At 73.0% G+C, this 24511-nt stretch carries 16 protein-coding genes and 1 pseudogene; 9 read left to right on the top strand and 8 right to left on the bottom strand.

Annotated features, from left to right (window positions below; translation table 11 throughout):
- Nucleotides 1-93 precede the first annotated feature (93 nt).
- Nucleotides 94-672 carry a Fe-Mn family superoxide dismutase gene (locus I596_RS14180; RefSeq protein WP_067649285.1) on the top strand — a complete coding sequence of 193 codons (579 nt, stop codon included), beginning with the start codon at nt 94-96 and terminating at the stop codon, nt 670-672.
- Between the two features lie 196 nt (nt 673-868).
- Here I596_RS14180 and I596_RS19300 read toward each other — a convergent pair whose 3' ends face one another.
- Both I596_RS19300 and I596_RS19305 read right to left on the bottom strand, forming a co-directional pair.
- A complete protein-coding gene (locus I596_RS19300; RefSeq protein WP_067652028.1) occupies nt 869-2968 on the bottom strand; it encodes a glycosyltransferase in 2100 nt (699 codons plus the stop codon).
- 429 nt (nt 2969-3397) lie between these two features.
- A pseudogene (locus I596_RS19305) lies at nt 3398-5194 on the bottom strand (glycosyltransferase); the annotation flags it as partial.
- A gap of 97 nt (nt 5195-5291) precedes the next feature.
- Here I596_RS19305 and mrcB point away from each other — a divergent pair.
- From mrcB to I596_RS14205, 4 genes are all read left to right on the top strand, one after another.
- Nucleotides 5292-7598, top strand: coding sequence for a penicillin-binding protein 1B (gene mrcB, locus I596_RS14190; protein ID WP_223303838.1), 2307 nt, complete (start codon nt 5292-5294; stop codon nt 7596-7598).
- Nucleotides 7595-8128 carry a hypothetical protein gene (locus I596_RS14195; protein WP_067649287.1) on the top strand — a complete coding sequence of 178 codons (534 nt, stop codon included), beginning with the start codon at nt 7595-7597 and terminating at the stop codon, nt 8126-8128. Before mrcB ends, I596_RS14195 begins: the two co-directional genes overlap by 4 nt.
- Nucleotides 8129-8139: 11 nt before the next feature.
- Nucleotides 8140-10110, top strand: a complete 1971-nt coding sequence (yoaA, locus tag I596_RS14200; protein ID WP_223303839.1) for a DNA repair helicase YoaA — start codon at nt 8140-8142, stop codon at nt 10108-10110.
- A 127-nt stretch (nt 10111-10237) separates the two neighbouring features.
- Entirely contained in the window at nt 10238-10660 is a 423-nt protein-coding gene (locus I596_RS14205) for an HIT family protein (protein WP_067652036.1), read from the top strand.
- A gap of 168 nt (nt 10661-10828) precedes the next feature.
- Here I596_RS14205 and I596_RS14210 read toward each other — a convergent pair whose 3' ends face one another.
- The gene (locus I596_RS14210; protein WP_083965810.1) at nt 10829-11407 is read right to left on the bottom strand and encodes an LOG family protein; all 579 of its coding nucleotides are present in this window, start codon (nt 11405-11407) and stop codon (nt 10829-10831) included.
- 88 nt (nt 11408-11495) lie between these two features.
- On the opposite strand from I596_RS14210, the gene I596_RS14215 reads away from it, so the two are divergent.
- A complete protein-coding gene (locus I596_RS14215; RefSeq protein ID WP_150132177.1) occupies nt 11496-12194 on the top strand; it encodes an ion channel in 699 nt (232 codons plus the stop codon).
- A gap of 16 nt (nt 12195-12210) precedes the next feature.
- On the opposite strand, the gene I596_RS14220 is transcribed toward I596_RS14215, so the two are convergent.
- The 5 genes from I596_RS14220 to I596_RS19260 all read right to left on the bottom strand — a co-directional run bounded on the left by I596_RS14220 (nt 12211) and on the right by I596_RS19260 (nt 18256).
- A complete protein-coding gene (locus tag I596_RS14220; RefSeq protein ID WP_067649293.1) occupies nt 12211-12804 on the bottom strand; it encodes a nucleotidyltransferase family protein in 594 nt (197 codons plus the stop codon).
- The gene (locus I596_RS14225; protein ID WP_083965599.1) at nt 12791-13810 is read right to left on the bottom strand and encodes an XdhC family protein; all 1020 of its coding nucleotides are present in this window, start codon (nt 13808-13810) and stop codon (nt 12791-12793) included. Before I596_RS14225 ends, I596_RS14220 begins: the two co-directional genes overlap by 14 nt.
- 18 nt (nt 13811-13828) lie before the next feature.
- Nucleotides 13829-16195 carry a xanthine dehydrogenase family protein molybdopterin-binding subunit gene (locus tag I596_RS14230; protein WP_083965600.1) on the bottom strand — a complete coding sequence of 789 codons (2367 nt, stop codon included), beginning with the start codon at nt 16193-16195 and terminating at the stop codon, nt 13829-13831.
- Nucleotides 16192-16656 carry a (2Fe-2S)-binding protein gene (locus I596_RS14235; protein ID WP_067649296.1) on the bottom strand — a complete coding sequence of 155 codons (465 nt, stop codon included), beginning with the start codon at nt 16654-16656 and terminating at the stop codon, nt 16192-16194. The genes I596_RS14230 and I596_RS14235 overlap by 4 nt, the downstream gene beginning before the upstream one ends.
- 244 nt (nt 16657-16900) lie before the next feature.
- Nucleotides 16901-18256, bottom strand: a complete 1356-nt coding sequence (locus tag I596_RS19260) for a 3-oxoacid CoA-transferase subunit B (RefSeq protein WP_083965601.1) — start codon at nt 18254-18256, stop codon at nt 16901-16903.
- Nucleotides 18257-18401: 145 nt separating this feature from the next.
- On the opposite strand from I596_RS19260, the gene I596_RS14245 reads away from it, so the two are divergent.
- From I596_RS14245 to I596_RS14255, 3 genes are all read left to right on the top strand, one after another.
- Entirely contained in the window at nt 18402-19217 is an 816-nt protein-coding gene (locus I596_RS14245; protein WP_067649299.1) for a hypothetical protein, read from the top strand.
- Nucleotides 19218-19377: 160 nt separating this feature from the next.
- Complete coding sequence (locus I596_RS14250; RefSeq protein WP_067649302.1) at nt 19378-21855, top strand: winged helix-turn-helix domain-containing protein; 2478 nt, start codon at nt 19378-19380, stop codon at nt 21853-21855.
- A gap of 187 nt (nt 21856-22042) precedes the next feature.
- A complete protein-coding gene (locus I596_RS14255) occupies nt 22043-24511 on the top strand; it encodes an FG-GAP repeat protein (RefSeq protein ID WP_083965602.1) in 2469 nt (822 codons plus the stop codon).

The raw sequence follows: 24511 nt of genomic DNA on the forward strand, positions 1-24511 counted from the left end.
CGGAGCCGCAGCGGCGGGCGTTCACGCGAAAGCGTCTCCCGCCACCCTGCTAGACTTCCGAGTCCTTCCCCACCCATCGGCAGGAGACACTGCATGGCCATCGAACTTCCCCCGCTTCCCTGGGCCCGCGACGCGCTGGCGCCGCACATCTCGGCGGAAACGATCGACTACCACTACGGCAAGCACCACCAGACCTACGTCACCAACCTCAACAACCAGATCAAGGGCACCGAGTTCGAGGAGCTCTCGCTGGAGGACATCATCCGCAAGTCCAGCGGCGGCATGTTCAACAACGCCGCGCAGATCTGGAACCACACGTTCTACTGGAACTGCCTGTCGCCCACCGGCGGCGGCGAGCCCGGCGGCGTCCTGGCCGACAAGATCAACCAGGCCTTCGGCGACTTCGCCAAGTTCAAGGACGAGTTCACCAAGACCTCGGTCGGCACGTTCGGCTCGGGCTGGGGCTGGCTGGTGCAGCGCCCGGACGGCAGCCTGGCCCTGGCCAGCACGTCCAACGCCGGCACGCCGCTGACCGGCACCGATCGCGCGCTGCTGACCTGCGACGTCTGGGAGCACGCCTACTACATCGACTACCGCAACGCGCGGCCGAAGTACGTCGAGGCGTTCTGGAACCTCGTCAACTGGGATTTCGTCGCCAGCCAGCTGGCCTGACCTTCGCGCAGCGCGGCCCGCGCCGGCCGGCGCGCCGCGCCCGCGCTGTCATGCGACTCCTCGCCGTCCCCGGCCCGTGCCGGGGACCGGCAACCCGATCCGAGGCGCCTGTGCCACCGTGCCCGCAGGTAACCGGCCGTGCGTGCCCGGCTGCGGCGGTCGCCGCCCGGCCGTCGTCGGTGCCGGAGCGGCCCCTTCACGACAGGACGCGCTGGACCGCGCGGCGCGCCGCCTCGAACGAGAAGTGCTCGCGCACGTTCAGCAGGCCGTTCTCCGACAGCCGCGTCCACAGCGCCTCGTCGCCGTACAGGCGCACCACTTCGTCCGCGAACGCGTCCGCGTCGGCCGCGACCAGCACTTCGTCGCCGGCCTTCACGTGCATGCCCTCGACGGCGATCGGCGTGGCCACCACCGGCAAGCCGTAGCTCATCGCCATGTTGACCTTGCCCTTGACGCCGGCGCCGTAGCGCAGCGGCGCGACCGAGACGCGGCAGCCGTCCATCATCGGCTCCAGGTCCGGCACGTAGCCGTGCACGACCACCGCCTCGCCGGCGAGCGCCTCGACCGCCGGCGTGACCTTGCTGCCGACGACGTGCAGCCGCACGTCCGGCAGCCGTGCGCGTATGCGCGGCAGCACCTCGCCGACGAACCACAGCACCGCATCGGCATTCGGCGGATGCTCGAAGCCGCCGACGAAGACCAGGTCGCGGCGCTCGCCCCACGGCCGGCGGCAGCCGAACACCTCGTGCACGTTGGACAGGATCTCGACCCGCACGCCGGGGGCGTCGACCGCCAGCAGCGCGCGCTCGGCCGGACTGACGACCAGGGTCACGTCGCATTCGCGCATCAGCCGCAGCTCCTGCGTGCGCGTGGCCGCCGCGTGCCGCGCGAGGTCGTCGCGCTGCTCCAGGTCGGCGGCACGCTGCTCGCGCAGGTAGTGCAGGTCCACCGTGTCGAAGATCAGCCGGGCGCGCGGCGCGTGCAGCCGCGCCAGCCCGACATAGCTGCTGGCGACGTAGTGGCGTGACAGCACGATCGCGTCGAACTCCGCACCGCGCGCGCGGAACCAGGCCACCGGGTCGGCGACGTACGGGTGGTACAGCGCCTCGACGCCGAGCGCCTGCAGCGCCGCGGTGTAGCGCGGCACCCAGGCGCGGTTGTCGGGCAGGAAGCTGACCTGGTAGCCGAGGTCGCGCAGCACGCGCATCAGGTTGACCATGCGCAGCGAGCCCGAGTCCTGGTCCGGCGCGGGCGTCGTCGCGTCGACGATCAGCACGCGGCCGCGGGCGCGATGGCTGGCGGCGCGCCCGATCGGCGTGCCCGGCGCCGGCTGCTGCGCGAGCGCGCCGCGCCACTTGTCGTGGAACGTCGCCTGGTTGACCACCTGGTAGCGCTTGATGCCGGTGGCGGTGTCGGTGCCGGAGGTGATCCCCTCGAAATGGACCACGGTCGAGGCCGGCTCGTAGAACACCCGGTAGCCGGCGGCGCGCACGGCGAACGCGAGATCGGTGTCCTCGTAGTAGGCCGGCGCGTAGCGCGCGTCGAAGCGGCCGAGCCGCTCGAACAGCGCGCGCGGCAGCATGATCGCCGCGCCGGAGCAGTAGTCGGCCTCGCGGCGGAACGCATAGCGTGGATCGTCCGGGTCGTCGAAGCGGCCGTAGTTCCAGCCGGAGGCGTCGTCGAAGACGATGCCGCCGGCTTCCTGCAGGCGGCCGTCCGGATAGACCAGCCGGGCGCCGACCAGGCCGGCCTGCGGCTCCTCGGCGAAGCAGCGCAGCAGCGCCTCCAGCCAGCCCGCCGTGACCACCGTGTCGTTGTTGAGGAACAGCACGTACTCGCCGCGCGCCGCGGCAGCGCCCGCGTTGCACGAGCCGATGAAGCCGAGGTTGCGCGCGTTGCGGATCGCCTGGATGCCCTGGATCTGCGCCAGCTTCTCCGGGGTGTCGTCGCTGGAGCCGTCGTCGACGACGATCGTCTCGAACGGCGTATCGCCGGCGTGCTCGGCCAACGAACGCAGGCAGGCGACCGTGTAGGCGATCTTGTTGTAGACCGGGATCACGATCGAGACGCGCGGCGCCGCCGCGCGCGGCACCGCGAACGGTGCGAAGCGGCCGTCCGGCGCGGCGTACACCTGCGCACGCCGCGGCGGCGGCGGTGCGCGGAGCTCGCGCGCGATGCGCGTCAGCGTGCCCAGCACGCCGCGCCGCGCGATACTGCCGCGCACGCGCCCGAGCAGGCTCGACAGGCGCGCCCTGCGGTAGCCGAGCGCCGCGCGCAACGCGCGCAGGCGCGCCATCGCGGTGCGCAGCGGCGCGGTGATGCGCCAGGAGGTACTGGCCAGCATCTGTTCGTGCACCGGCCGGATGCGTTCCAGCTCCTCGTTCAGCGCCAGCGCCCAGCGCGTGCGCGCGTCGAACTCGCCGCGCAGTGTCGTCAACTCGCGGTCCAGGCGGTGGCCCCAGTCGCCGCGGCGGGCGCTTTCCTCGCGCGTGGCAGCCAGGTCCGCCGCCAGCGCCCGGCCCTGCCGCGCGGCCGTGGCGAGGTCGCGGGCAGCCGCAGCGGCGGCCATCCGGTCTGCGCCGAGCAGGCCCGGCCGGTAGCGCAGCGGCGGCCGGGCGGCGGTCGGCATCACCTCGGCATAGGCCCGGCTCATCGCCGCCAGGTCCGGCTCGCGCTGCCCGGCCAGTGTCGAACGGACCGTGTCGAGCCGTCCGCGATCGGCCTGCAACGCGTCGATGCCGGCGATCACGGCGGCCGGCTCGGGTGCGGCCAGGAAGCCGTCGACGCCGTCGACGATGCGCTCGGCCAGCGCGCCGATGCGCGTGGCCAGCACCGGCACGCCGAGGCTGCGCAGTTCCGAGAGCATGTAGCCGAAGGTCTCGGCCACGGTCGGCAGCAGCAGGGCCGCATCCGGCGCGATCCGCGCGATCAGCTCCGGCAGTTCGTCGCGGCGGTAGTCGAGCAGGATGTGGACGCCGTGCTGGCCGAACAGCGCGTGCGCATCGGTGCCGGCGCCGATCAGGAACAGCTCGGCCCGTTCGCGCAGCGCCGGCAGCACTGCCTGCAGCAGCTCGCCGCCCTTGCCGTGCCGGATGCGGCCCGGCAGCAGCAGGCGCAGGCGCCGGCCCGGGGCCCGGACCGTGGGCTCGGGCGGCGGCGACGGCCAGGGCGCGATGCCGTGCGGGATCACCGCGGACGGCAGCGCGCGCAGCTCCGGTGCCAGGCGCAGGTCGTCGGCCAGGGCCGCCCGGCTCGGTGCGACCAGCCGTACCTGCGCGGCACCCAGCGCCGCGACGCAGGCGTCGCGCAGCCGCGTCCAATGGTCCGGGTCGCGCGCAATGAACTCGTAGTCGGTCGCGGCGGCCAGGTCGGCCGATCGCTGCGCGGCGTCGAAGGCCAGGCGCGGATCACCGAAGTCCCGGTGCAGCACCGGCCAGAGCGGATAGTGGTCGTGGACGATGCGCACGGTCGGCAGGCCGGTGCGCAATGCGTCGAGGCTGTGGCCGATCAGCGACGAGACGATGATCGCGTCGACGCCGTAGTCGGCCAGGATGTCGCCGAGGATCGCCCGGTAGCCGGCATCGGCGAGCGCGGTATCGGCGATCGGCTGCGGCAGCGCGACACGCCGCAGCGGCGGCCCGGCCAGTGCGCCGTCGTGCAGTTCCAGCCACTCGCCGGGCATGCGCCGGGCGGCGCTGCCGCGGGCGATCAGCACCAGGTGGTGCGCGCCGTCGAAGCTGGCGGCGAAGTCGCGCACCCAGCGCTCGGCGCCGCCGCCCCAGCCATGCAGGACGTGCAGCAGCACCGGCCGCTCGTCCAGCGCCGCACGGCCGGGCGTCGCACCGGCGTCGAGCGCGGCGCGGACCTGCTCGCGCAACGCCGCCAGCGGTGACGGCGGCAGCGGATCGCGCGGGTCGGTATCGGCCGGTGCACCCGTGAGCGGCGTGCCGGCGGCGGCGACATAGGCGTGGTCGAGCACGACGCAACGCAGGCCGGCAGCGGGCGCGGCGTCGATCCACCCGGGCTGCGACAGATCGAGCCGCGCCAGCGCGGCGCCGCGCCACGCCGAGACCGGCGCGGCGGCCACCGGCCCGTCGAACGCGCCGCGCGCCGAGTAGGCATAGCACACCGCGTCGATCCGTGCTGCGGGCGCGACGCTTTCCGTGCCGGCCGGCAGCGGCGATCGGGCCGGCACCACGTTGTCGAGCGGAACGGCGGCCAGCACGTCCTCGCACGCGAGCGCGCGCAGCAGGCGATCGATCACCCGGTCCGGCAACTCGGCATCGGTGCGCACCAGCACCAGCGATTCGCCCGGAAACGCGGCAGCCAGCGCCGGAATGAACGGCAGCGGATCGGTACCGGCGGGCAGGCCCGAAAGGCGCACCGCATCGGCTCCGCCGGCCTGTGCCGCCCAGGGGCCGACCAGCACCGGCGCGACCCCGTGTGTCAGGCCGGCCAGCAGGGACGGTGCCGGCGGGACGGACCCGAACAGGCAGAGGCGGAAACTCGGAGTGGAAGTCATGGACGCCAGCCACGGAGCGACCGGCGATTATCCGGGATGGCGCCGCGCGATGTCACTTTGGCTACACTGGCCCGGATTCCGCACTTCTGGACGATGCTTGCTCTCCGGCCTGTTTTCCGTCATCGCGTGGGCTTGGCGCTGGCTGCGCGCTCCGTTCCTGCTGGCCCTGGGCGCAGCGATCGGCTTTCTCGGCCCTTACCTGTTCATCCTCGACCGGCAGGTGCGCAGTCGCTTCGACGACCTGTCCTGGCAGATTCCCAGCCGTGTCTACGCACGGCCGCTGGAACTGCGCCAGGGGCTGCCGCTGGACCCCGAGACCCTGGTGATGGAGCTGGACGCGGCGCGCTATCGCGCCGAGGCGGGCGCGCGGCAGGCCGGCACCTATGCGCGCGACGGCGCACGCTTCACGATCGCGCGGCGCGGCTTCGTATGGCTCGACGGCCGCGAGCGCGAGCGGCGCATCGCCGTGACGCTCTCCGGCGGCCGGGTCGGTGCACTGGCCGATGCCGACAGCGGCCAGGCGATCGGCCCGGTGCGCCTGGAACCGGCCCGCATCGCGACGCTCTACGGCAGCGAGCAGGAGGAGCGCCGCATCCTCAGCCTCGGCGAGGCGCCGCCGCTGCTGGTGGCGGGCCTGCAGGCGGTCGAGGACCGGGACTTCAAGAGTCACCACGGCATCGACAGCGCGGCGATCCTGCGCGCCGGCTGGGCCAACCTGCGCGCCGGCCGCGTGGTCCAGGGCGGCTCGACGCTGACCCAGCAGTTGGTCCGCAACCTGTTCCTCGACCGCAGCCAGAACCTGCTGCGCAAGGCCAACGAGGTACTGATCGCCCTGCTGATCGAGGCGCGCTACGACAAGCGCACGATCCTGGAGGCCTACGTCAACGAGGTGTTCCTGGGCCAGCAGGGCGGCCAGGCGATCCACGGCTTCGCGGCCGCCAGCGAATTCTGGTTCGGCCGCGACGTGCGCACGCTCGGCGCGGCCGACATCGCGCTGCTGGTCGGCCTGGTGCAGGGGCCGAGCTACCACGACCCGCGCCGCTATCCGCAGCGGGCGATGACGCGCCGCAACCGCGTGCTCGCGCAGTTCTTCGAGACCGGCCTGATCGACGAGAAGACACTGACCGCGGCGCAATCGCAGCCGCTCGACGTCTCGGCCGCCGGCGCGCTGCCGCGCAACCGCTACCCGGCCTTCCTCGACCTGGTCCGCGCGCAGCTGCAGCGCGACTACCCCGATGCCGAGCTCGACAGCGCCGGCCTGGCGATCCACACCACGCTGGCGCCCTCGACCCAGCTGCTGGCCGAGGCGGCGATCGGCAAGGCGTTCGCCACGCTCGGCACGCGCGCCGACGCGGTCGAGGCCGCCCTGGTCGTCACCGGTGCGCGCGACGGCGACGTGCAGGCGCTGATCGGCGGCCGCAATCCGGCGGCCCCGGGCTTCAACCGCGCGCTGACCGCGGCGCGGCCGATCGGCTCGCTGGTCAAGCCGTTCGTGTTCCTGGTCGCCTTGGCGCAGCCGCAGCGCTACTCGCTCGCCTCGCTGATCGAGGACGCGCCGGTCGACATGCCGCAGCGTGACGGCAGCCGCTGGCAGCCGAAGAACGACGACGGCCGGCTGCACGGCGCGGTGCCGCTGGTCGACGTGCTGGCCAACAGCTGGAACCTGGCGACCGTGCACCTGGGCCTGCGTGTCGGCGTCGATCGCGTGCGCGGCCTGATCGAGTCGTTCGGCCTGGGCCGTACGATCAATCCCAACCCGTCGCTGCTGCTCGGCGCGGTGGAGCTCAGTCCGCTCGACGTCGCCCAGCTCTACCAGTACTTCGCGGCGGACGGCCACGCGGTGCCGTTGCGCGCCCTGCGCGGCGTGCTCGACGCGCAGGGCCGGCCGCTGGCCCGCTACGAGGTCAAGAGCGGCACCGGCGACTACGTCACCGCCTCGCGCCTGGTCACCCATGCGCTGCAACAGGCCGCGCGCGACGGCACCGGCCGCGCGATCGGCGAGGCCGGCCTCGGCCACCTGCGCGCGGCCGGCAAGACCGGCACCAGCGACACCCAGCGCGATTCGTGGTTCGCCGGCTACACCGGCAGCCAGCTCGCCGTCGCCTGGGTCGGCCGCGACGACAACAAGCCGACCGGCCTGTACGGATCGACCGGCGCGCTGCGCATCTGGATCGAGCTGTTCCGGCGGCTGCCGAGCACGCCGCTCGATCCGCCGGACGGCGGCCTCGAGACGGTCTGGATCGATCCCGAGAGCGGACGCCGGACCGAAGAGGCCTGCGCGGGCGCGCGGCCGATGCCGTTCGCCGCCGGCTACGCGCCCACCGAAACCCGCGGCTGCGCATTCGATCGTCTGCGACAATGGCTGGGCAGCGACCGCACCTCCTCCGACGAACCCAGCCGATGAAGACGCCCAATCACCTCCGACCGCTTCGCCTCCCGCTCGCCGCCACCCTGGCCGCGCTCGCCGCCGCCTGCGCGCAGCCGCCGCCCAAGACCGAGGCACCGCCGCCGCGCCCGACGCACGATGCGGTGGCTGCCGTCCGTGCCGCCGGCAAGGGCGACGATTCGGTCATCCAGGTGCAGCCGTTGCGCGACCCGGCCGTGGACGGCTTCCTGCGCGAAGCCGAGACGGCCGAAGCCCAAGGCCGGCTCGACGCCGCCGCCACCGCCGCCGGCCGCGCGCTGAAGCTGGCGCCGGAGGCACCGGAGATCCTGCAGTACCTGGCCGAGATCGAGCTGGCGCAAGGCCACCTGCAGGCCGCAGAGGAGCACGCCATGCACAGCTATCGCCTCGGTCCGCGCCTGGGCGGCCTCTGCGCACGGAACTGGCAGGTCCTGGTCGAAACGCGCCTGCAGCTCGGCGATCCGGAGCGACGTGCCGAAGCCGAACGCCAGGTCAAGGAATGCCGCAAGGCGCCCCCCACCCGGATGTAGCGGGGCACGGCTTGACCGGACCGGACACGAACGCCGCCCGCGCCGCCGCGCCGGCCGCCGCCGACCTGCTCGGCCCGCACGGGCCGTTCGCCGCCGAGGTGCCCGGCTTCGCGGCGCGCGCGCAGCAGCAGGCGATGGCGTCCGCCGTGGAGGAGGCGATCGCCGAGCGCGAGATCCTGATCGCCGAGGCCGGCACCGGCACCGGCAAGACCTTCGCGTACCTGGTGCCGGCGCTGGAGTCGGGCCGGCGCGTGATCGTCTCGACCGGCACCAAGGCGCTGCAGGACCAGTTGTTCCACCGCGACCTGCCGCGCGTGCGCAGCGTGCTGGGCGCGCGGCTGTCGGCGGCGCTGCTCAAGGGCCGCGCGAACTACCTGTGCCTGTACCGGCTCGACCAGGCGCACAAGGACGGCCGCTTCGCCTCGCGCCAGCAGGTCGCGCAGCTGCAGGCGATCCGCGCCTGGTCCTCGCGTACCGCCAGCGGCGACCGCGCCGAGCTGGCCGAGATCGCCGAGGACTCGCCGCTGTGGCCGCGCGTGACGTCCACCACCGAGAACTGCCTCGGTACCGATTGCCCGCTGTTCAACGACTGCTTCGTGGTCAAGGCGCGCCGCGCCGCGCAGGAAGCCGACCTGGTGGTCGTCAACCACCACCTGCTGTTCGCGGACCTGGCGCTGCGCCAGGAGGGCTTCGGCGAGATCCTGCCCGGGGCGCAGGCCTTCGTGCTCGACGAGGCGCACCAGATCCCGGAACTGGCCGGCCAGTTCTTCTCGACCAGCCTGTCGGCGCGCCAGGTCGGCGAGCTGGCGCAGGATGCGCTGGCCGAATGCGCCAACGTCACCGGCGCGCTGGCGGTGATCCAGCCGCTGGTCGAGCCGTTCGCGCCGCTGTTGCAGCGGTTGCGGCTGGCGATCGACGCGCTGCCGGCGCGCGGCGCGCTCGCGCTGTTCATCGGCGCAGCCGACGTCTCGGACGAACTGGACCGGCTCGACCAGGCCCTGCACGGCCTGACCGACGGCCTCGAGGCGCATGCCGAGCGCAGCCGCGGCTTTGCCGCGCTGCACGAGCGCGCCGGCGAGCAGATCGCCCGCCTGCGGCAGGTGCGCGACGCCGGCTCGCGCGACTTCGTGCACTGGTACGAGACCACGCCGCACGGCTTCGCGCTGCACGCCACCCCGCTGGACCTGTCCGCGCCGCTGCGCGAACTGCGCGCACAGAGTCGCGCCGCCTGGATCTTCACGTCCGCTACGCTTTCGGTGGCCGGCCGCTTCGACCACTTCGCGCGCCAGCTCGGCCTGGACGATCCGCACACGCTGTCGCTGGAGAGCCCGTTCGACTATGCGCACCAGGCGCTAGCCTACCTGCCGCCGGGCCTGCCCGATCCGTCCTCGTCGCTGTATACCGACCACGTCGTCGATGCCGCGCTGCCGGTGCTCGAAGCCTCGCAGGGGCGCGCCTTCCTGCTGTTCACCTCGCACCGGGCGCTGCGCCGCGCCGCCGAGCGGCTCGCCGAGCACGCCCGCTGGCCGCTGTTCGTCCAGGGGAGCGCGCCGCGCCACCAGCTGCTGGAGGCGTTCCGCGCGTCCGGCAACGGTGTCTTGCTCGGCGCCGCCAGCTTCTGGGAAGGCGTGGACGTCGCCGGCGAGGCGCTGTCGTGCGTGATCATCGACAAGCTGCCGTTCGCCGCGCCCGACGACCCGGTGCTGACCGCGCGCCTGGAGGCGCTGCGCGATGCCGGCGCCAATCCGTTTGCCGAATGGCAGATCCCGGCCGCCGTGATCGCGCTCAAGCAGGGCGCCGGCCGCCTGATCCGCGACGTCGGCGATCGCGGCGTGCTGGTGCTCTGCGATCCGCGGCTGCTGTCGCGGCCGTACGGCAAGCTGTTCCTGCGCAGCCTGCCGCCGCTGCCGCAGACGCGCGACATCGCCGACGTGCGGCGGTTCTTCGCCGACGCACCCGCACCCGCCCAGGAAACACCGTGACCGTGTGCCCCGCGCCGGCGGCCCTTGCGCCGTGGCCGCCCGCAGCCCCGGCGATCCGCCGCCGGCGTCCGGCATCCGCGACCACCGCCGGCCGGTCGCCGGCCTCCGGCTATCGCGGGGAACGCCGATGAGCACCGCCTGCGTCTTCTGCGACATCGTCCGCGGCGAAGCACCGGCCAGCCTCGTCTGCGAGGACGCCCTGACGCTGGCCTTCGTCGACCTGCGCCAGTTCCATCCCGGCCACACGCTGGTGATCCCGCGCCGGCACCTGGGCGACGTGCGCGAGCTGGATGCCGCCACCGGCGCGGCGCTGATGGCGACCGTGGCGCGCGTGACGCGGGCGGTCGCGGCGGCCTTCCCGAACCAGGGCCTCAGCCTCTGGCACTCGATCGGCGAGGCGGCCTTCCAGGAAGTGCCCCACCTGCACATCCACGTGCACCCGCGGCTGCCGGACGACGGCCTGCTGCGGATCTATCCGCAGCCGCCGGCCACGCCGGAGGCCGGCACGCGCGACGCCTATGCCGCCGCTCTGCGCGCGCACCTGGACTGACACCGCGCTGCGCACGCAGTGCGTCGAGAAACGACTGCCCTGCCCCTGCCCGGCTCGCGCGGCCGCGGCAATGCGGTACCACCAACTGCGCAACTCGACGGCTGCGCCGTCGCCCCGCGAGCGATCCGTCCCCGGGATCGCGCCGGCAGGCGCGTTCCCGGCCGCCTGTCAGCGCACGACCGCGATGCTGCGCGCGTCGTCGCGCCAGCGCGGGATGCGACGGATCGCCGGCAGCACCTCCTCCACCGTATCGACGAGATGCCACATGCCCAGGTGCTCGGGATTCATGAAGCGCTGCGCGACCACCTGCTCCATGAACGCCTGCAGCGGTGCGTAGAAACCCTGCGTGTCGACCAGTACGATCGGGTTGAAATAGAGCCCCAGCCGCTTGAGCGTGATCGCCTCGAACAACTCCTCCAGCGTGCCGCAGCCGCCCGGCAGGGCGACGACCGCATCCGAATCGGTCAGCAGGCGGTGCTTGCGCTCGCGCATGTCCTCGACCACTTCCAGCGAGGCCAGGCCCGGGTGCTGCCACTCCACCTCGGTCATGAAGCGCGGAATGATGCCGATGACCTGGCCGCCGGCCGAGAGCGCGCCGTCGGCCAGCGAGCCCATCAGCCCGACCGCGCCGCCGCCGTAGACCGTGGTGCAGCCGGCCTCGGCCAGCTGCCGCCCGAGCGCGAACGCGGCCTCGTGGTAGACGCGGTCGCAATGCTCGCTGGAGGCGCAGTAGACGCAGACACGCATGTTCGTTCCCATGACAGAATGCGCGCGGATTCTACGCCTTCGCGTGGAAGGCCCCGCACCGGCGCGACGTCCCGAACGGAACCCGCTCATGGCCTCGATTCCCCTGCTCAGGACGCTGGTGACGGTCAAGCGCCACCCGTCCGCCTTGTTGCTGTTCGTGCAACTGCTCGGCGTGGTGCTGTATCCGGCGATGGAACACGCCGCCGCCGGCCGCGCGGTGTTCGGTGCGTTCGGCATCCTGGTGCTGGCGCTGGCGCTGTGGGTCATCAACCGCAGCCCGGCGATCAACTGGATCGCCTGGCTGCTGGCCGCGCCGGCGGTGGCGCTGTCGCTGCTCGCCGGCACCGGGCTGGGGCCGCCATCGCTGGCGACGGCGGCCCAGGTGCTCGAAGGTGCGCTCTACCTGTACGCCGCCGGCGGCCTCACCGCCTACATGCTGCGCGACCATCGCGTCACCGGCGACGAGCTGTTCGCGGCCGGCGCCACGTTCACGCTGCTGGCCTGGGCCTTCGCGTTCGCGTACCTGGTCTGCCAGCAATGGTTTCCCGGCAGCTTCATCGCGGCGACGGCGCCGGACGCCCCGCGCAGCTGGATGGAACTGCTGTTCCTGAGCTTCAGCACGCTGTCGGGCGTGGGCCTCAGCGACATCATCCCGGTGCGCGCGCAGGCGCGCGCCCTGGTGATGCTCGAGCAGTTCGCCGGCGTCATGTACATCGCCCTGGTCGTCTCGCGCCTGATCGGGCTGGCGACCACGCGGGCGATCGCGCGCCGCGACGCGGACGGCTGACCCCCGCCGGCCGGCCTCAGGCGTCGATCCAGCCGCGCGCGACCGCCACGGCGAGATCGGCCGGCGTATCGAGGTCGAACCCCAGCGCATCGGCCTGCACGCGCTGCGGCGGCGCGGCCAGCCAGAGCCGCTTGAGGCCGCCGTCACCGCTCAAGTCCATCGCCTGGGCCAGCGTCGCCGCGGTGACCCGCGCGGGGATGCCGAACGCCGGCCCGTAGCCGGTGACGACGTCGCCGCCGTGCACGCGACCGGCCTGCAACAGCGCCTCCAGGTGATCGGTCCCCAGGCGCGGCTGATCGACGCCGACGATCAGTGTCGGCCCCGCATGGGCGGCGAGCGCGCATGCGGCGACGCGCAGCGAGCCGGACAGGCCGGCGTCCGGCATCGGGTTGAACCAGGTCACGACCGGCAGTCCGGCGATCTCGGCGGCGACCGCCGGCGCATCGGCCGCCAGCACCACGCCGACGAGGACCGGCTGGGTCGCCAGCACGGCAGCGACCGTGCGGCGCAGGAGGCTGACGCCGTCGACACGCAGCAATTGCTTGGGGCGCCCCAGGCGGCGGCTGCGGCCGGCCGCCAGCACGATCGCGGCGTGATCAGCCGCCGCCATGGCGCCAGGCGTGCAACTGCGCGGTGATCGCCAGGGCGATGGCTTCCGGGCCGCGGCCGCCGAGGTCGAGACCGACCGGCGCATGCAGGCGCGGTTGCAGCGCCGCGGCGGCCGCCGGGCCGAGCAGGCGCAGCAGGTCGTCGCGGCGCGCCGGCGGACCGAGCAGGCCGATCCACGGAATCGGCGCCGCCGCCAGGTGCTCGAGCGCCTCGCGGTCGAGCTCGAAATCGTGGTTCATCACCAGCGCGGCGTCGTGCTGCGCGTCGGCCAGCACCGTGCCGGGCGGCACCTGCAGGTGCCGATCCGCGTGCGCGGCCGCCGCATCCCAGCGCGGGCGGCGCTCGGCGACGTCCACGTACCAGCCGAGCTGGCGCAGCCACGGCAGCAGCGTGGCCGATTCCGGCCCGGCCCCGAACACGAGCAGGCGCGGCGCACGCGCGATACGCAGGTGGCGGTCACCGTCGAGCGCGGCCACGGCCGCGGGTTCCCAGGGCGGCATCCAGCGCCCGCCGACCTCGCCGGCGCGCACGATCAGCTCGCCGGTCGCCAGCAGGGCCACGTCCAGGTCGCGGGCCTGCCGCGTCCAGGCCTCCAGCGGTGCAGCGATGCCGGCCACCAGCGTCAGCGGCACCAGTGCGATACGCACGACACCGCGGCACCCGATGCCGCTGCCGACGAGAAGATCGGCGTCATCGCGCGTGTCGTACTCGACGACGCCGGCCTGGCGCGCGGCGAGCTGGGCGCGGGCGCTGGCCTCCAGCGAGGATTCGAGGCAGCCGCCGCTGATCCAGCCGACGCGCGCGCCCTCGGCGACGCACAGCAGCGCGCCCGGCTTGGCGTAGGTCGACCCGTTGGTGTCCACGACCAGGCCGAGCACCGCCGGCACGCCCGCATGTGCCGCCGCCAGCAGGGCCTCCACCACCGCGCGCGGACCGCCGGCGCCCGTGCCGGATCGAACGGCCACCGGCAGGCCGGCGGTCCCGTTCGCATCGCAGATCACGGCCATCGGCGCGCCTCGATGCGCTCAGCCGGCAGCCGTGCCGGTCGCGTTCCAGCCGGCCAGCTGCGTGTCGATCGGCAGGCTGCGGATGCGCCGGCCGGTCGCGGCGAACACCGCGTTGGCCAGCGCTGGCGCGACCGGCGGCAGGCCCGGCTCGCCGACGCCGCCGAGCGGCACGGCATAGTCGTCGGCACCGACCGCATGCACGTGGATCGCGCGCGGCGCGGCGTCGATGCGCGGCAGCAGGTAGTCGTGGAAGTTGCTCTGCACGGCACGGCCCTCGGCGAAGCGGATCTCGCCGATCGTCGCCAGGCCGATGCCCTGGATCACCGCGCCTTCCATCTGCGAGCGCACGCGCTCGGGATTGACCTGCGGCCCGCAGTCGATCGCGATGTCCACGCGCGGGATCACGATCGTGCCATCGTCGGCCACCTCGACCTCGACGACCACCGCCGTGTAGCTGACGAAGCTGCGGTGGGCGGCGATCCCGAGGCCCTTCCCGCGCGGCAGCGCGCGGCCCCAGCCGGCCGCCTTGGCGACGACCTCGGCCACGCGGCGCAGGCGCCCGGCATCGAGCGGGTACCTGGCCGGGTCCTCGCCGTAGTTCGGCGTCTTCATCGTGGTCGGATCGACCCGGCGTGCCGGGCCGATGAAGTCGAGCAGGAAATCCTTCGGGTCGCGGCCCGCCGCGTGCGCCAGCTCCGCCACCGCCGACTGCGTGGCGAACGCGTGCGGGATGTTGTAGACCGAGCGGAACCAGCCGATGCGCGTATGCGCCGCGGCCTCGGGATTCTCAATGCGGTAGTTCGGCACGGCCGTGGCCAGGTCGGTCAGGCCCTGGCCGAGCTCGAAGTCACGCTGGTGCTTGGGATCCGGACCGAACAGCGAGCCGATCGACGGCGCCGCACTGCGATGCAGCCAGGCCAGCGGCTTGCCGTCGGCGTCCACGGCGGCCTCGATGCGCTCCAGCGAGACGGTGTGGAAGTAGTCGTTGACGATGTCGTCTTCGCGCGTCCAGGTCAGCTTGACCGGCTTGCCGTCCATCGCGCGCGACAGCAGTGCGGCCTCGGCGATGAAGTCCGGCTTGGACTTGCGGCCGAAGCCGCCGCCGAGCAGGGTCTGGTGGATCGTCACGCGCTCCTCGGGCAGCTTAAGCAGGCCCGCCAGCAGCGCGCGACCGGCCTGTGGTGCCTGCACGCAGGCCCAGGCCTCCGCGGCATCGGCGCCGACGCGCGCGACCGCGGCCGGCGGCTCCATCGGCGCATGCGCCAGGTGCGGGACGTAGTACTCCGCCGCGATCTTGCGCTCGGCCTTGGCCAGGGCGCCGTAGGTGTCGCCGCGGTCGTAGACGAGTTCGCCCGGCGCGCGCGAGGCGGTCTCCAGCGCCGCGCGGTAGGCGGCCGAGTCGTAGCCGGCATTGGGGCCGTTGTCCCATTCGATCGTCAGCGCCTTGCGACCCTCGATCGCCGCCCAGGTGTTCTCGGCCACGACGGCGATGCCGCCGAGCGGGAAGAACGCCGACGGGATCGGCGCGCCGTCCAGCGGCACGACCTTGAGCACGCCGGGCACCTTCAGTGCCGCCGCCGCGTCGTGGCGCTTGACCTTGCCGCCGTAGACCGGCGGCCGCGCGACGACCGCATAGACCATGCCGGGCAGGCGCGTGTCGATGCCGTACTGCGCCTTGCCGGTCACGATGTCGCGATTGTCGATCAGGCCGACCTTGCCCTTGCCGATGTAGCGGAACTGGGCCGGCGTCTTGAGCTTGAGCGCCGTGCCGGTCGGCACCGGCAGCGCGGCGGCGTCCGCCGCGAACTCGCCGTAGCCGGCGCGCCGGCCGCTGGCCGCGTGCGAAAGCGTGTGGTTCTGCGCGACGACCTCGGCGGCCGGCACCTTCCAGCGCGCCGCCGCGGCGGCGACCAGCATCTGCCGCGCGGCCGCACCGGCGCGGCGCAGCGGCTCGAAGTTGTGGCGGACCGAGCGCGAGCCGTCGGTGTTCTGGTTGCCGTACTTGGTCTCGTCACCCGGCGCCTGCTGCACCTTCACGCGCGTCCAGTCGGCCTCCAGCTCGTCGGCGACGATCAGCGGCACGCTGGTGCGCACGCCCTGCCCCATCTCGGCGCGATGGTTGATGATCGTGACCGTGCCGTCGGCGGCGATCGCGACGAACAGCCGCGGATCGTCCTTGAGGCCGCCGGGCATGCCGTCGCCGCCGTAGCGGCGCGGCGGGTCGGCGGCGATCGCCGGTGCCACCGCCAGCACCAGCGCGCCGGCACCGAGGCCGAGCAGGAAGGCGCGCCGGCTGACATTGGTGACCACGCCAGCGCCGGTGTCCGTCACGGACGCCGCCGCGTCTTCCGCGGCGTACCGCGGCGTCATCCCGTCGGGCGTCATGCGCCACCTCCGGTCTTTTCCACCGCCAGGTGGATCGCCGCGCGGATCCGCGTGTAGGTGCCGCAGCGGCACAGGTTGCCGACCATCGCCGCATCGATGTCGGCGTCGCTCGGCTTGGGCTTGTCCTTCAAAAGGGACGCGGCCTGCATGATCTGGCCGCACTGGCAGTAGCCGCACTGGGCCACGTTCAGTTCGGTCCAGGCCTGCTGCACCGGATGGCTGCCGTCGGCCGAAAGGCCTTCGATCGTGGTGACGGTGCGGCCCTGTGCCGCGGAGACCGGCGTCACGCAAGCGCGCATCGCGACGCCGTCGAGGTGGATCGTGCAGGCGCCGCACAGCGCCATGCCGCAGCCGTACTTGGACCCGGTCAGGCCCAGCACGTCGCGCAAATACCACAGCAGGGGCATTTCGGGATTGCCGTCGAAGCGCTGCTCGCGGCCGTTCACGGTCAACGTGACCATCGTCCACCTCCGGTTCGTGGGTCGACCGGACCCGGGTGGATCCGCGTCATGCCTTCGTACGAGGCTGGTCCACGCCGGCCGGTGAAACCGCACGGGACCGCCGCCGACCGCCGGGACACGCAGACACGCGCCGGCAGCAGCGGCCACCCGAGCATAGCCAGCCCACCTGCCGATTAAAATACCCAGGAGTATCGATTTGCAGTGCGGCGGCTGCGCCTTGCACGCAGCCGCCGGCGGGCGGCGCCTATTCCAGGCCCGGCGCCACCGCGAACGCGCATTCGGTCTTGGCGCGGACATCGGCCACGCTGACGCCCGGCTGCAGCTCGATCAGCTTCAGGCCCTTGCCGCGTTCCACCTCGAACACCGCCAGATCGGTGATGATCAGGTCCACGACCTGCTTGCCGGTGATCGGCAGCGTGCATTCGTTGCGGATCTTCGGCGTGCCGTCCTTCGCGTTGTGCTCCATCAGCACGACGACACGCTTGACGCCGCTGACCAGGTCCATCGCGCCACCCGGCCCCTTGACCATCTTGCCGGGCACCATCCAGTTGGCCAGGTCGCCGGTCACCGAGACCTCCAGGCCGCCGAGGATCGACAGGTCGATATGGCCGCCGCGGATCATCGCGAACGAGTCGGCGCTGGAGAAGAAGCTCGCGCCGGGCAGCGCGGTGATCGTCTGCTTGCCGGCGTTGATGAGGTCGGCGTCGACGGCCGCGTCATCCGGGAACGGGCCGATGCCGAGCAGGCCGTTCTCCGACTGCAGCGTCACGTCCATGCCGGACGGGATGAAGTTCGCGACCAGGGTCGGGATGCCGATGCCGAGGTTGACGTAGTAGCCGTCGCGCAGCTCGCGCGCCGCGCGCTGCGCCATCGCCATGCGCAGCGGGCTTTCCTTGCCGGTATTGGCGCCGGCGACGGTGCGGAACTCGATGCGCTTCTCGTACTTCTCGCCCTGGATGATGCGGTCGACGTAGATGCCCGGCACGTGGACCTGGTCCGGCTCGAGCGTACCGACCTCGACCAGTTCCTCCACCTCGGCCACGCAGACCTTGCCGCAGGTGGCGATCATCGGGTTGAAGTTGCGCGCGGTCTTGCGGAACACCAGGTTGCCGAGCGCATCGCCCTTCCAGGCCTTGATCAGCGCGACGTCGGTGCGGATGCCTTCTTCCAGCACGTACTCCTTGCCGTCGAAGACGCGGGTCTCGCGGCCCTCGGCCAGCTTGGTGCCGAACGCGGTGCGCGTGTAGAAGCCCGGGATGCCGGCACCGCCGGCGCGCAGGCGCTCGGCCAGCGTGCCCTGCGGCACCAGTTCCAGCTCCAGCTCGCCGGCGAGGACCTGCCGCTCGAACTCCTTGTTCTCGCCGACATAGGACGCGACCACCTTCTTGACCTGGCGGGTCTTGAGCAGCGGCCCCATGCCGAAATCGTCGACGCCGGCGTTGTTGCCGACGATCGTCAGCTCGCGGGTCCCGGCTGCGAGCAGCGCGCCGATCAGGTTCTCCGGGATGCCGCAGAGGCCGAAACCGCCGGCGGCGATGGTCATGCGGTCGAACAGCAAGCCGTTCAGTGCCTCCGCCGCGTTTGCATGGACTTTGTTCACGCGCTGCCTTCGTCGTGCTGGGAATGGGTGCGCAAGTTTCGCTCGAATCGGCGCCGGCCGCCATGCGCCGCGCATGGCGCCGGCCGCAAACCCCGGCGGCGGCGGCGGCACGTTGCAGGTTCCGTCCCCACACCGGAGGTGTTCCATGCACGTCGCCCGCGCCCTGCCGTCCCTCGTCCTGCTTTCCACGCTGTTCGCCGTCGCCACCGCGCCCGCCGCCTTCGCGCGGCCCGCCCGCCTGATCGACCTGACCGTCGTCGACCGCGATACCGGCCAGCCCCTGGCGCCGCATTACAAGGAGGGCCGCGCCCACGTCGCCGGCGTGCCGGGCCACCGCTATGCGGTGCGCCTGACCAATCGCAGCGGCGCCCGCGTGCTGGCCGTGCTGTCGGTGGACGGCGTCAATGCGGTGACCGGCGAGACGGCCAGCCCCGACCAGGGCGGCTACGTGCTCGGCCCGTGGGAGTCGACCCAGATCCTCGGCTGGCGCAAGAGCCTGGACGAGGTCGCGCAGTTCACGTTTACCGCCCTGCCCGACAGCTACGCCTCGCAAACCGGACGCCCGGCCAACGTCGGCGTGATCGGCGTGGCCGTGTTCGAAGAACGGCAGGTGCCGATCGAACGCAAGCGCACACCGCAGGTCTCCGCCGGCGAAGCGCCGGCCGCCGCTCCGGCCGCACCGCGCGAGGAAGCCGAAGCCGCCGACGCGGTACCGCAACGCGCGCAGGCATCGGCCGCGCGGCCGGCCGAGCGGCTCGGCACCGGTCACGGCGAGCGCGAGACCTCGACCGTCACGCAGACCCGGTTCGTGCGCGCCAGCAGCCGGCCGGCCGAGCAGGTCGCGATCGGGTACGACAGCTACCGCAACCTGGTCGCCCGCGGCATCATCGTCCGCCCGGTCGCCGAGCGCGAACCGGTGCCGTTCCCGGGCGCCTTCGTGCCCGACCCGCCGCGACGCTGAAACGCGCTCGTCGCCTGATCCGGCCGGGTCGGCCGCCGGCCGCTGCAAGCACTGGAACAGACGCGCCGGCCATCCGGACCAGCGGCGGAACGCAGCCGGTGTTCATCGCGTTGCGGCGGCGCGGCTCGGCCCGGGTCGCCGTGCGGGCTACACTCGGCCGATGCATGCGTCTCCCTCGGTTTTCCGCTTCGGTACCTGCCGCCTGGATCTCGCCGCTCGCGAACTGCATCGCGACGGCCAGCTCGTCCCGATGTCGCCGAAGGTGTTCGACTGCCTGGCCTGGCTGGTCGAGCACCGCGATCGCGCGGTCGGCCGCGACGAACTCGGCGCCGCTGTCTGGGGCAAGGCCGATGTCACCGACAACCAGCTCGACCAGCTGATCCGCAGCCTGCGCCGTGTCGTCAACGACACCGGCAGCGACCAGGAGGTCATCCGCACGGTGCCGCGCTTCGGTTACCGCTGGGTGGCCGAACTGCGGCCGGACCTGCCGGACGCCGGGCCGGTCGAGGCCGTGCCAGCCGCACCGCCGCTGCCGGCGCCGTCGGGGCCGGTCACCGGGTCGTCACGGACGAGGCGCCGCCTGGGCGTGATCGGCGGCCTCGTCGTGCTCGTGCTGGTGGGCGTCCTGCTGCCACCCCTGTCCCGGCTGATTCGCGGCGACCGTGAAGAACCGGTTTCCGCGCCCGCCGCTTCGGCCGCGCCGGGCACCGCGCTCGAACCGGTGCCGGGACCGGCGCGCCTGGCGGTCCTGCCGGTCCGCATCGACGGTACCCTGGACAGCGAATGGGCCTGGCTGCGCCTGGGCCTGATGGACCTGATCGCCACGCGCCTGCATGACGGCGGACTGGCCGCCGTGCCGAGCAGCAACATCGTCGCGCTGGCGAAGAACGATGCCGTCGAGGCGGTCGATCCCGCCACCGTGCGGGCAGCCACCGGCGCGCGCCTCATCGTCGCGCCCTCGCTGCGCAAGACGCCGACGGGGTGGCGCCTGCACGTCGAGGTGAAGGGCACGGACGGCGACACGCGCGAAGTGGAAGTGCACGCCGCCGATGCGATCGCAGGCGCGCGCGCGGCGGCGGATCGCGTGCTGGTACTGCTCGGCCGCACGCCCGGCACCGACGCGCCCGGCGCCACCCTCGACGAGGAAACGCTGATCCGGCGCGTCGACGCGGCGATGGACGGCCATGACGACGACACCGCCCGGCAGCTGCTCGGCGCGATCCCGCCGGCGCTGGGCGACTCGGCACCGCTGCGCGTGCGCAAGGCCGAGCTGGAAGTCGCCGCCGGCCGCACCGAGGCGGCACGCACGCTGCTGCAATCGGTGCTGGACGATCGGGCACAACGCCCGCTGGATGCGGAGACGCACAGCCGCGCGCTGTTCGGCCTGGCAGCGCTGGACTTCCTCGATAACCGCAACGACGCGGCACGCGACCGCCTGAACGAAACGATCCGGATCGCCCAGCAGGCACATCTCTCGTTGATCTACGGCTCCGCCATGCGCAGCCGCGCGGTCCTGCATGCGGTCGAAGGCAACGACGCGGAGGCCGATGGCGACTTCGCGCAGGCGCGGATCGCGATGGAACTGGCCGGCGATACGCTGGGCCTGGCGGAGCTGGAGGCGTCGCAGGCGGGAACCCTGATCGCACGCCATCGCTTCGCCGAGGCGCAGGCCCTGCAGGACCGGGCGATCGCGCGCCTGGAGCGCTTCCCGCCGGGCGACGTCCTGCGTGCCGCGTTCGGCAACAAGATCTACCTGCACATGGCGATGCTGCAGCCGCGCGACGCGCTCGCCGTCGCCGGGCATGCGCGGCTCGTGCTCGGTACCACCTGGGACGCGGACTGGTCGGCGCGCCTGCACGAGGTACGCGCCCTGATCGCCAGCGGCCGGCTGGACGAGGCGCAGCGCGATCTCGATGCGGCGGCAGCGGCCATCGATCCGGCGCGCCAGGCGGACCTCTACTCGGCCCTGCTCGCGAACCAGGCGCAGCTTGCGCTGGTGCGCGAGGACTGGACCGCCGCCGTCGCCCTGGCTACGCGCGTGACCGAACTGCGCGCCGCACCGGCGCTCTCGGCGCCGCACTATGCCCGCGGCCACAGCGGGGGCTGGAGGGTTCTCACGCAGGCGCTGCGCCGGCAAGGCGCGATCGCCGAGGCGGCGCGGCAGACGCAGCGGTTCGCCGCGTGGGCGAGCACGCTGCAGGATCCCTCGATCGCCCTGCAGGTCCGGCTGAGCGAGGCCGAGCAGGCGGCGGCCGAGCATCGGACCGACGCGGCGCTCACCGGCTTCGAGCAGGCGCTGGCCCTGACCGGGCGCGCCGCGCCGTCGGAAATCGCGATGGTGGCCGTGGCCTACGGCAGGTACCTGATCGAGATCGGGCGGCTCACCGAGGCCACGCGCGTCGTCGGCCGGGTCGCGCAATGGGTCGACCAGGAGTACCAGTGCGCCGTGCTGCAGGCGCAGCTCTATCACGCGCTCGGCCAGCAGCAGGCCTGGAAGGCCGCCCTCGCCAAGGCCCGCGACCTGGCCGGCGAGCGAACCCTGCCGGCGGCCCTCGCGACCTGGCCCACCGCCCCGGCGCCTGCGCCGGCGGCATCCGGCGCCGCCACCGCCGTCCACGGCGAATCGGCCGCTCGCTGATTTCCCGTCCAATCAACCAGTTGTCGCGTTCCCACAGGCATCCATCAGGCCGCGCTTAGGCAGGCCAAAGCGTTCGCGCAGATGGTCCCGACGCGGCCGACTACAGTCGGGACAGGCTGCTCGCGCTGCGAGCGCGCAAGCCTGTCCACGACTTCCTTTCACGAGTAGCTTGCGGGGATCTTGCAAAATGAAACGATTGGGATGGGTGTTGTTCGGCACCTTGGCGGCGGCGGGCCTCGCGCGCGCCGACGCCCTGGAGGCCGGTCCGCGGACCGTGCAGCCGCCCTGGGCACCCGCGCACCTGGGCGACACCCCACGACCGGTGCCGGTAACCGGGCTCGACGGCGGCCTCGCGGCCGGCGCGCCGGCCGGCCTGCTCCGGCCGTGGATCTGGCACGAGCGCAAGCTCACCGCCAGTGACGGCACCGGCAGCCAGTTCCTGGGTTCGGCGGTGGCCGTCACCGGCGATACCGCCCTTGTCGGCGCGGCACTGGCCACGGCCAATGGCGTCGCGTTCGCCGGTGCGGTCTACGTCTTCGTCGAGTCGGACGGGGTCTGGACCCAGCGCCAGAAGCTGACCGCCGACGTGCCGGTGTCGGGCGAGATGTTCGGCACCGCGCTGGCGGTGCACGGCGACCAGCTGATCGTCGGCGCCTCGTGCAGCGTCTATGGCGGAGGCCGGCCGGCGCCGGAAGCCGCCGACCGGCCGGAAGCCAGCGCCGGCGCCGCCTACGTGTTCACCCGCACGACCGAGGGCGTCTGGGTCCAGACGGCCCGGCTGGGTGCCGAAGAAGGCACGCCCAGCGACAAGTTCGGCCAGGCGGTCGCGATCTTCGACGACACCGCCGTGGTCGGCGCGTTCGAAGCGACGCTGCACGGCGACCGCCCCAACCAGGGCGCGGCCTACCTGTTCGCGCGATCGGACGCGGGCTGGCAGCCGGTCCGCCGGCTGGCCGCCGCCGACGGCAAGGCCGGCGACCAGTTCGGCTGGTCGGTGGCGCTGCACGGCGATCGCCTGCTGATCGGCGCCAAGAATGCCACCGGCGCCCGTCCGGCCATGAACCAGGGGCTCGTCTACGTCTACGCGCGCAACGATGGCGATTGGACCCAGGTCCAGCGGCTCGCCGCCTACGACGGCGGCTTCGGCGACCAGTTCGGCACGTCGCTCGCATTCGACGGCAGCACCGCGCTGATCGGCGCGATGAACGGCGGTGACCATGGCGGCGCGGCCAACGGTGCGGTCTACGTGTACGAGCGCTCCGCCGGCGGGTTGTCCTTCGCACAGAAGCTGCTCGCGCAGAACGGCGACCTGATGGATGCGTTCGGCATCTCGACCGCGATCTCCGGTTCGACCGCGCTCGTCGGCGCCTACTATGCGCCGATCGACGGCGTGCCCCAGCAAGGCGCGGCCTTCGTCTTCCGCAAGCTCGACGGCGCCTGGACCCGCACCAAGCGGCTGGTCGCCAGCGACGGCGACTGGCAGGACCGTATCGGCTTCAAGGTCGCGCTGGACGGCCGCAGGGCCGTGGTCGGTGCCCAGCTCGTCGACGCCGCCTATCTCCACACCGCGCACGAGGCGGCCAGGGCCGATGTCGCACCCGCCGTGCTGCGGCTCAACGCGATGTCCGGCGGCACTGCCGCCGGCACGCTGAGGATCGCCAACGGCGGCGACGAGACGCTCGACTACGCGATCGGCGAATCGGCCGCCACCGCGGCCGCGGTCCCGCTGGCACCGGTGCCCGCCCCAGGACCGGCCGCCCCCGCCGGTGCGGCTCCCTCGGCCGTCGGCCACGGAGGCAAGGCCGGCTCGCGCATGCCCGCGCCGTGGACGGGGCCCAGCGGGGACGGTTCCCTGGCGTTCGTGCTCGACGACGGCAGCTACGAGAACACGTTCAACCTGTCGCGCGGCTACGAGGAAGCAGCAGCGATCTACCTCAACCGCTTCGCCGCGCCGCCCGGCACCGGCGCCTTCACGATCGATACCGTGTCGATCCAGTGGCCGCAGAACGCGGACGGCAGCCTGGTCGGCCGGCAGGTGAACCTGCTGGCCTACTACGACGCCGACCGCGACGGCGACCCGATCAACGCGGTACGCCTGGGTGGCGACCAGTTCGTCACGATCGGTGCGCTGGACCAGTTCGTCGACTATCCGGCCAGCTTCCGCGTGCCCGGCGAAGGCGACGTCTACGTCGGCTTCGAGAGCAGCTACGCGCGCGGCGGCGGCTGGCCGCGGCTGTTCCCGGCGGCGGTCGATACCGACGCGCCCGTGCGCGCGGCCTCGTGGGTGGGCGGTGCCGGCAACGGCGATCCCGACCTCGATCACCTGGCACGCAACATCATCATCGGCCATCTCGAAACGTTCGGCTCGCCCGGCAACTGGCACATCCGCGCCACCGGTGGCGAGGCCGACAACGACTGCATCGCCGCGTCCGAGATCCCCTGGCTGACCCTGGCCGCCACCACCGGAGCGATCGCCGCCGGCGCCGCCGAGAACCTCGCCGTGACCGCCGACGCCACCGCGCTGGCACCGGGCAGCTACCGCGCACTGCTGTGCATGGCGACCAACGACCCGCAGGCACGGATGGTCCGCGTGCCCGTGGACCTGACGGTGCACCCGGACGGCACGCTGTTCCGCGACGGCTTCGATTCGCCGTAG

The sequence above is a fragment of the Dokdonella koreensis DS-123 genome, assembly GCF_001632775.1.
Classification (GTDB): Bacteria; Pseudomonadota; Gammaproteobacteria; order Xanthomonadales; family Rhodanobacteraceae; genus Dokdonella; species Dokdonella koreensis.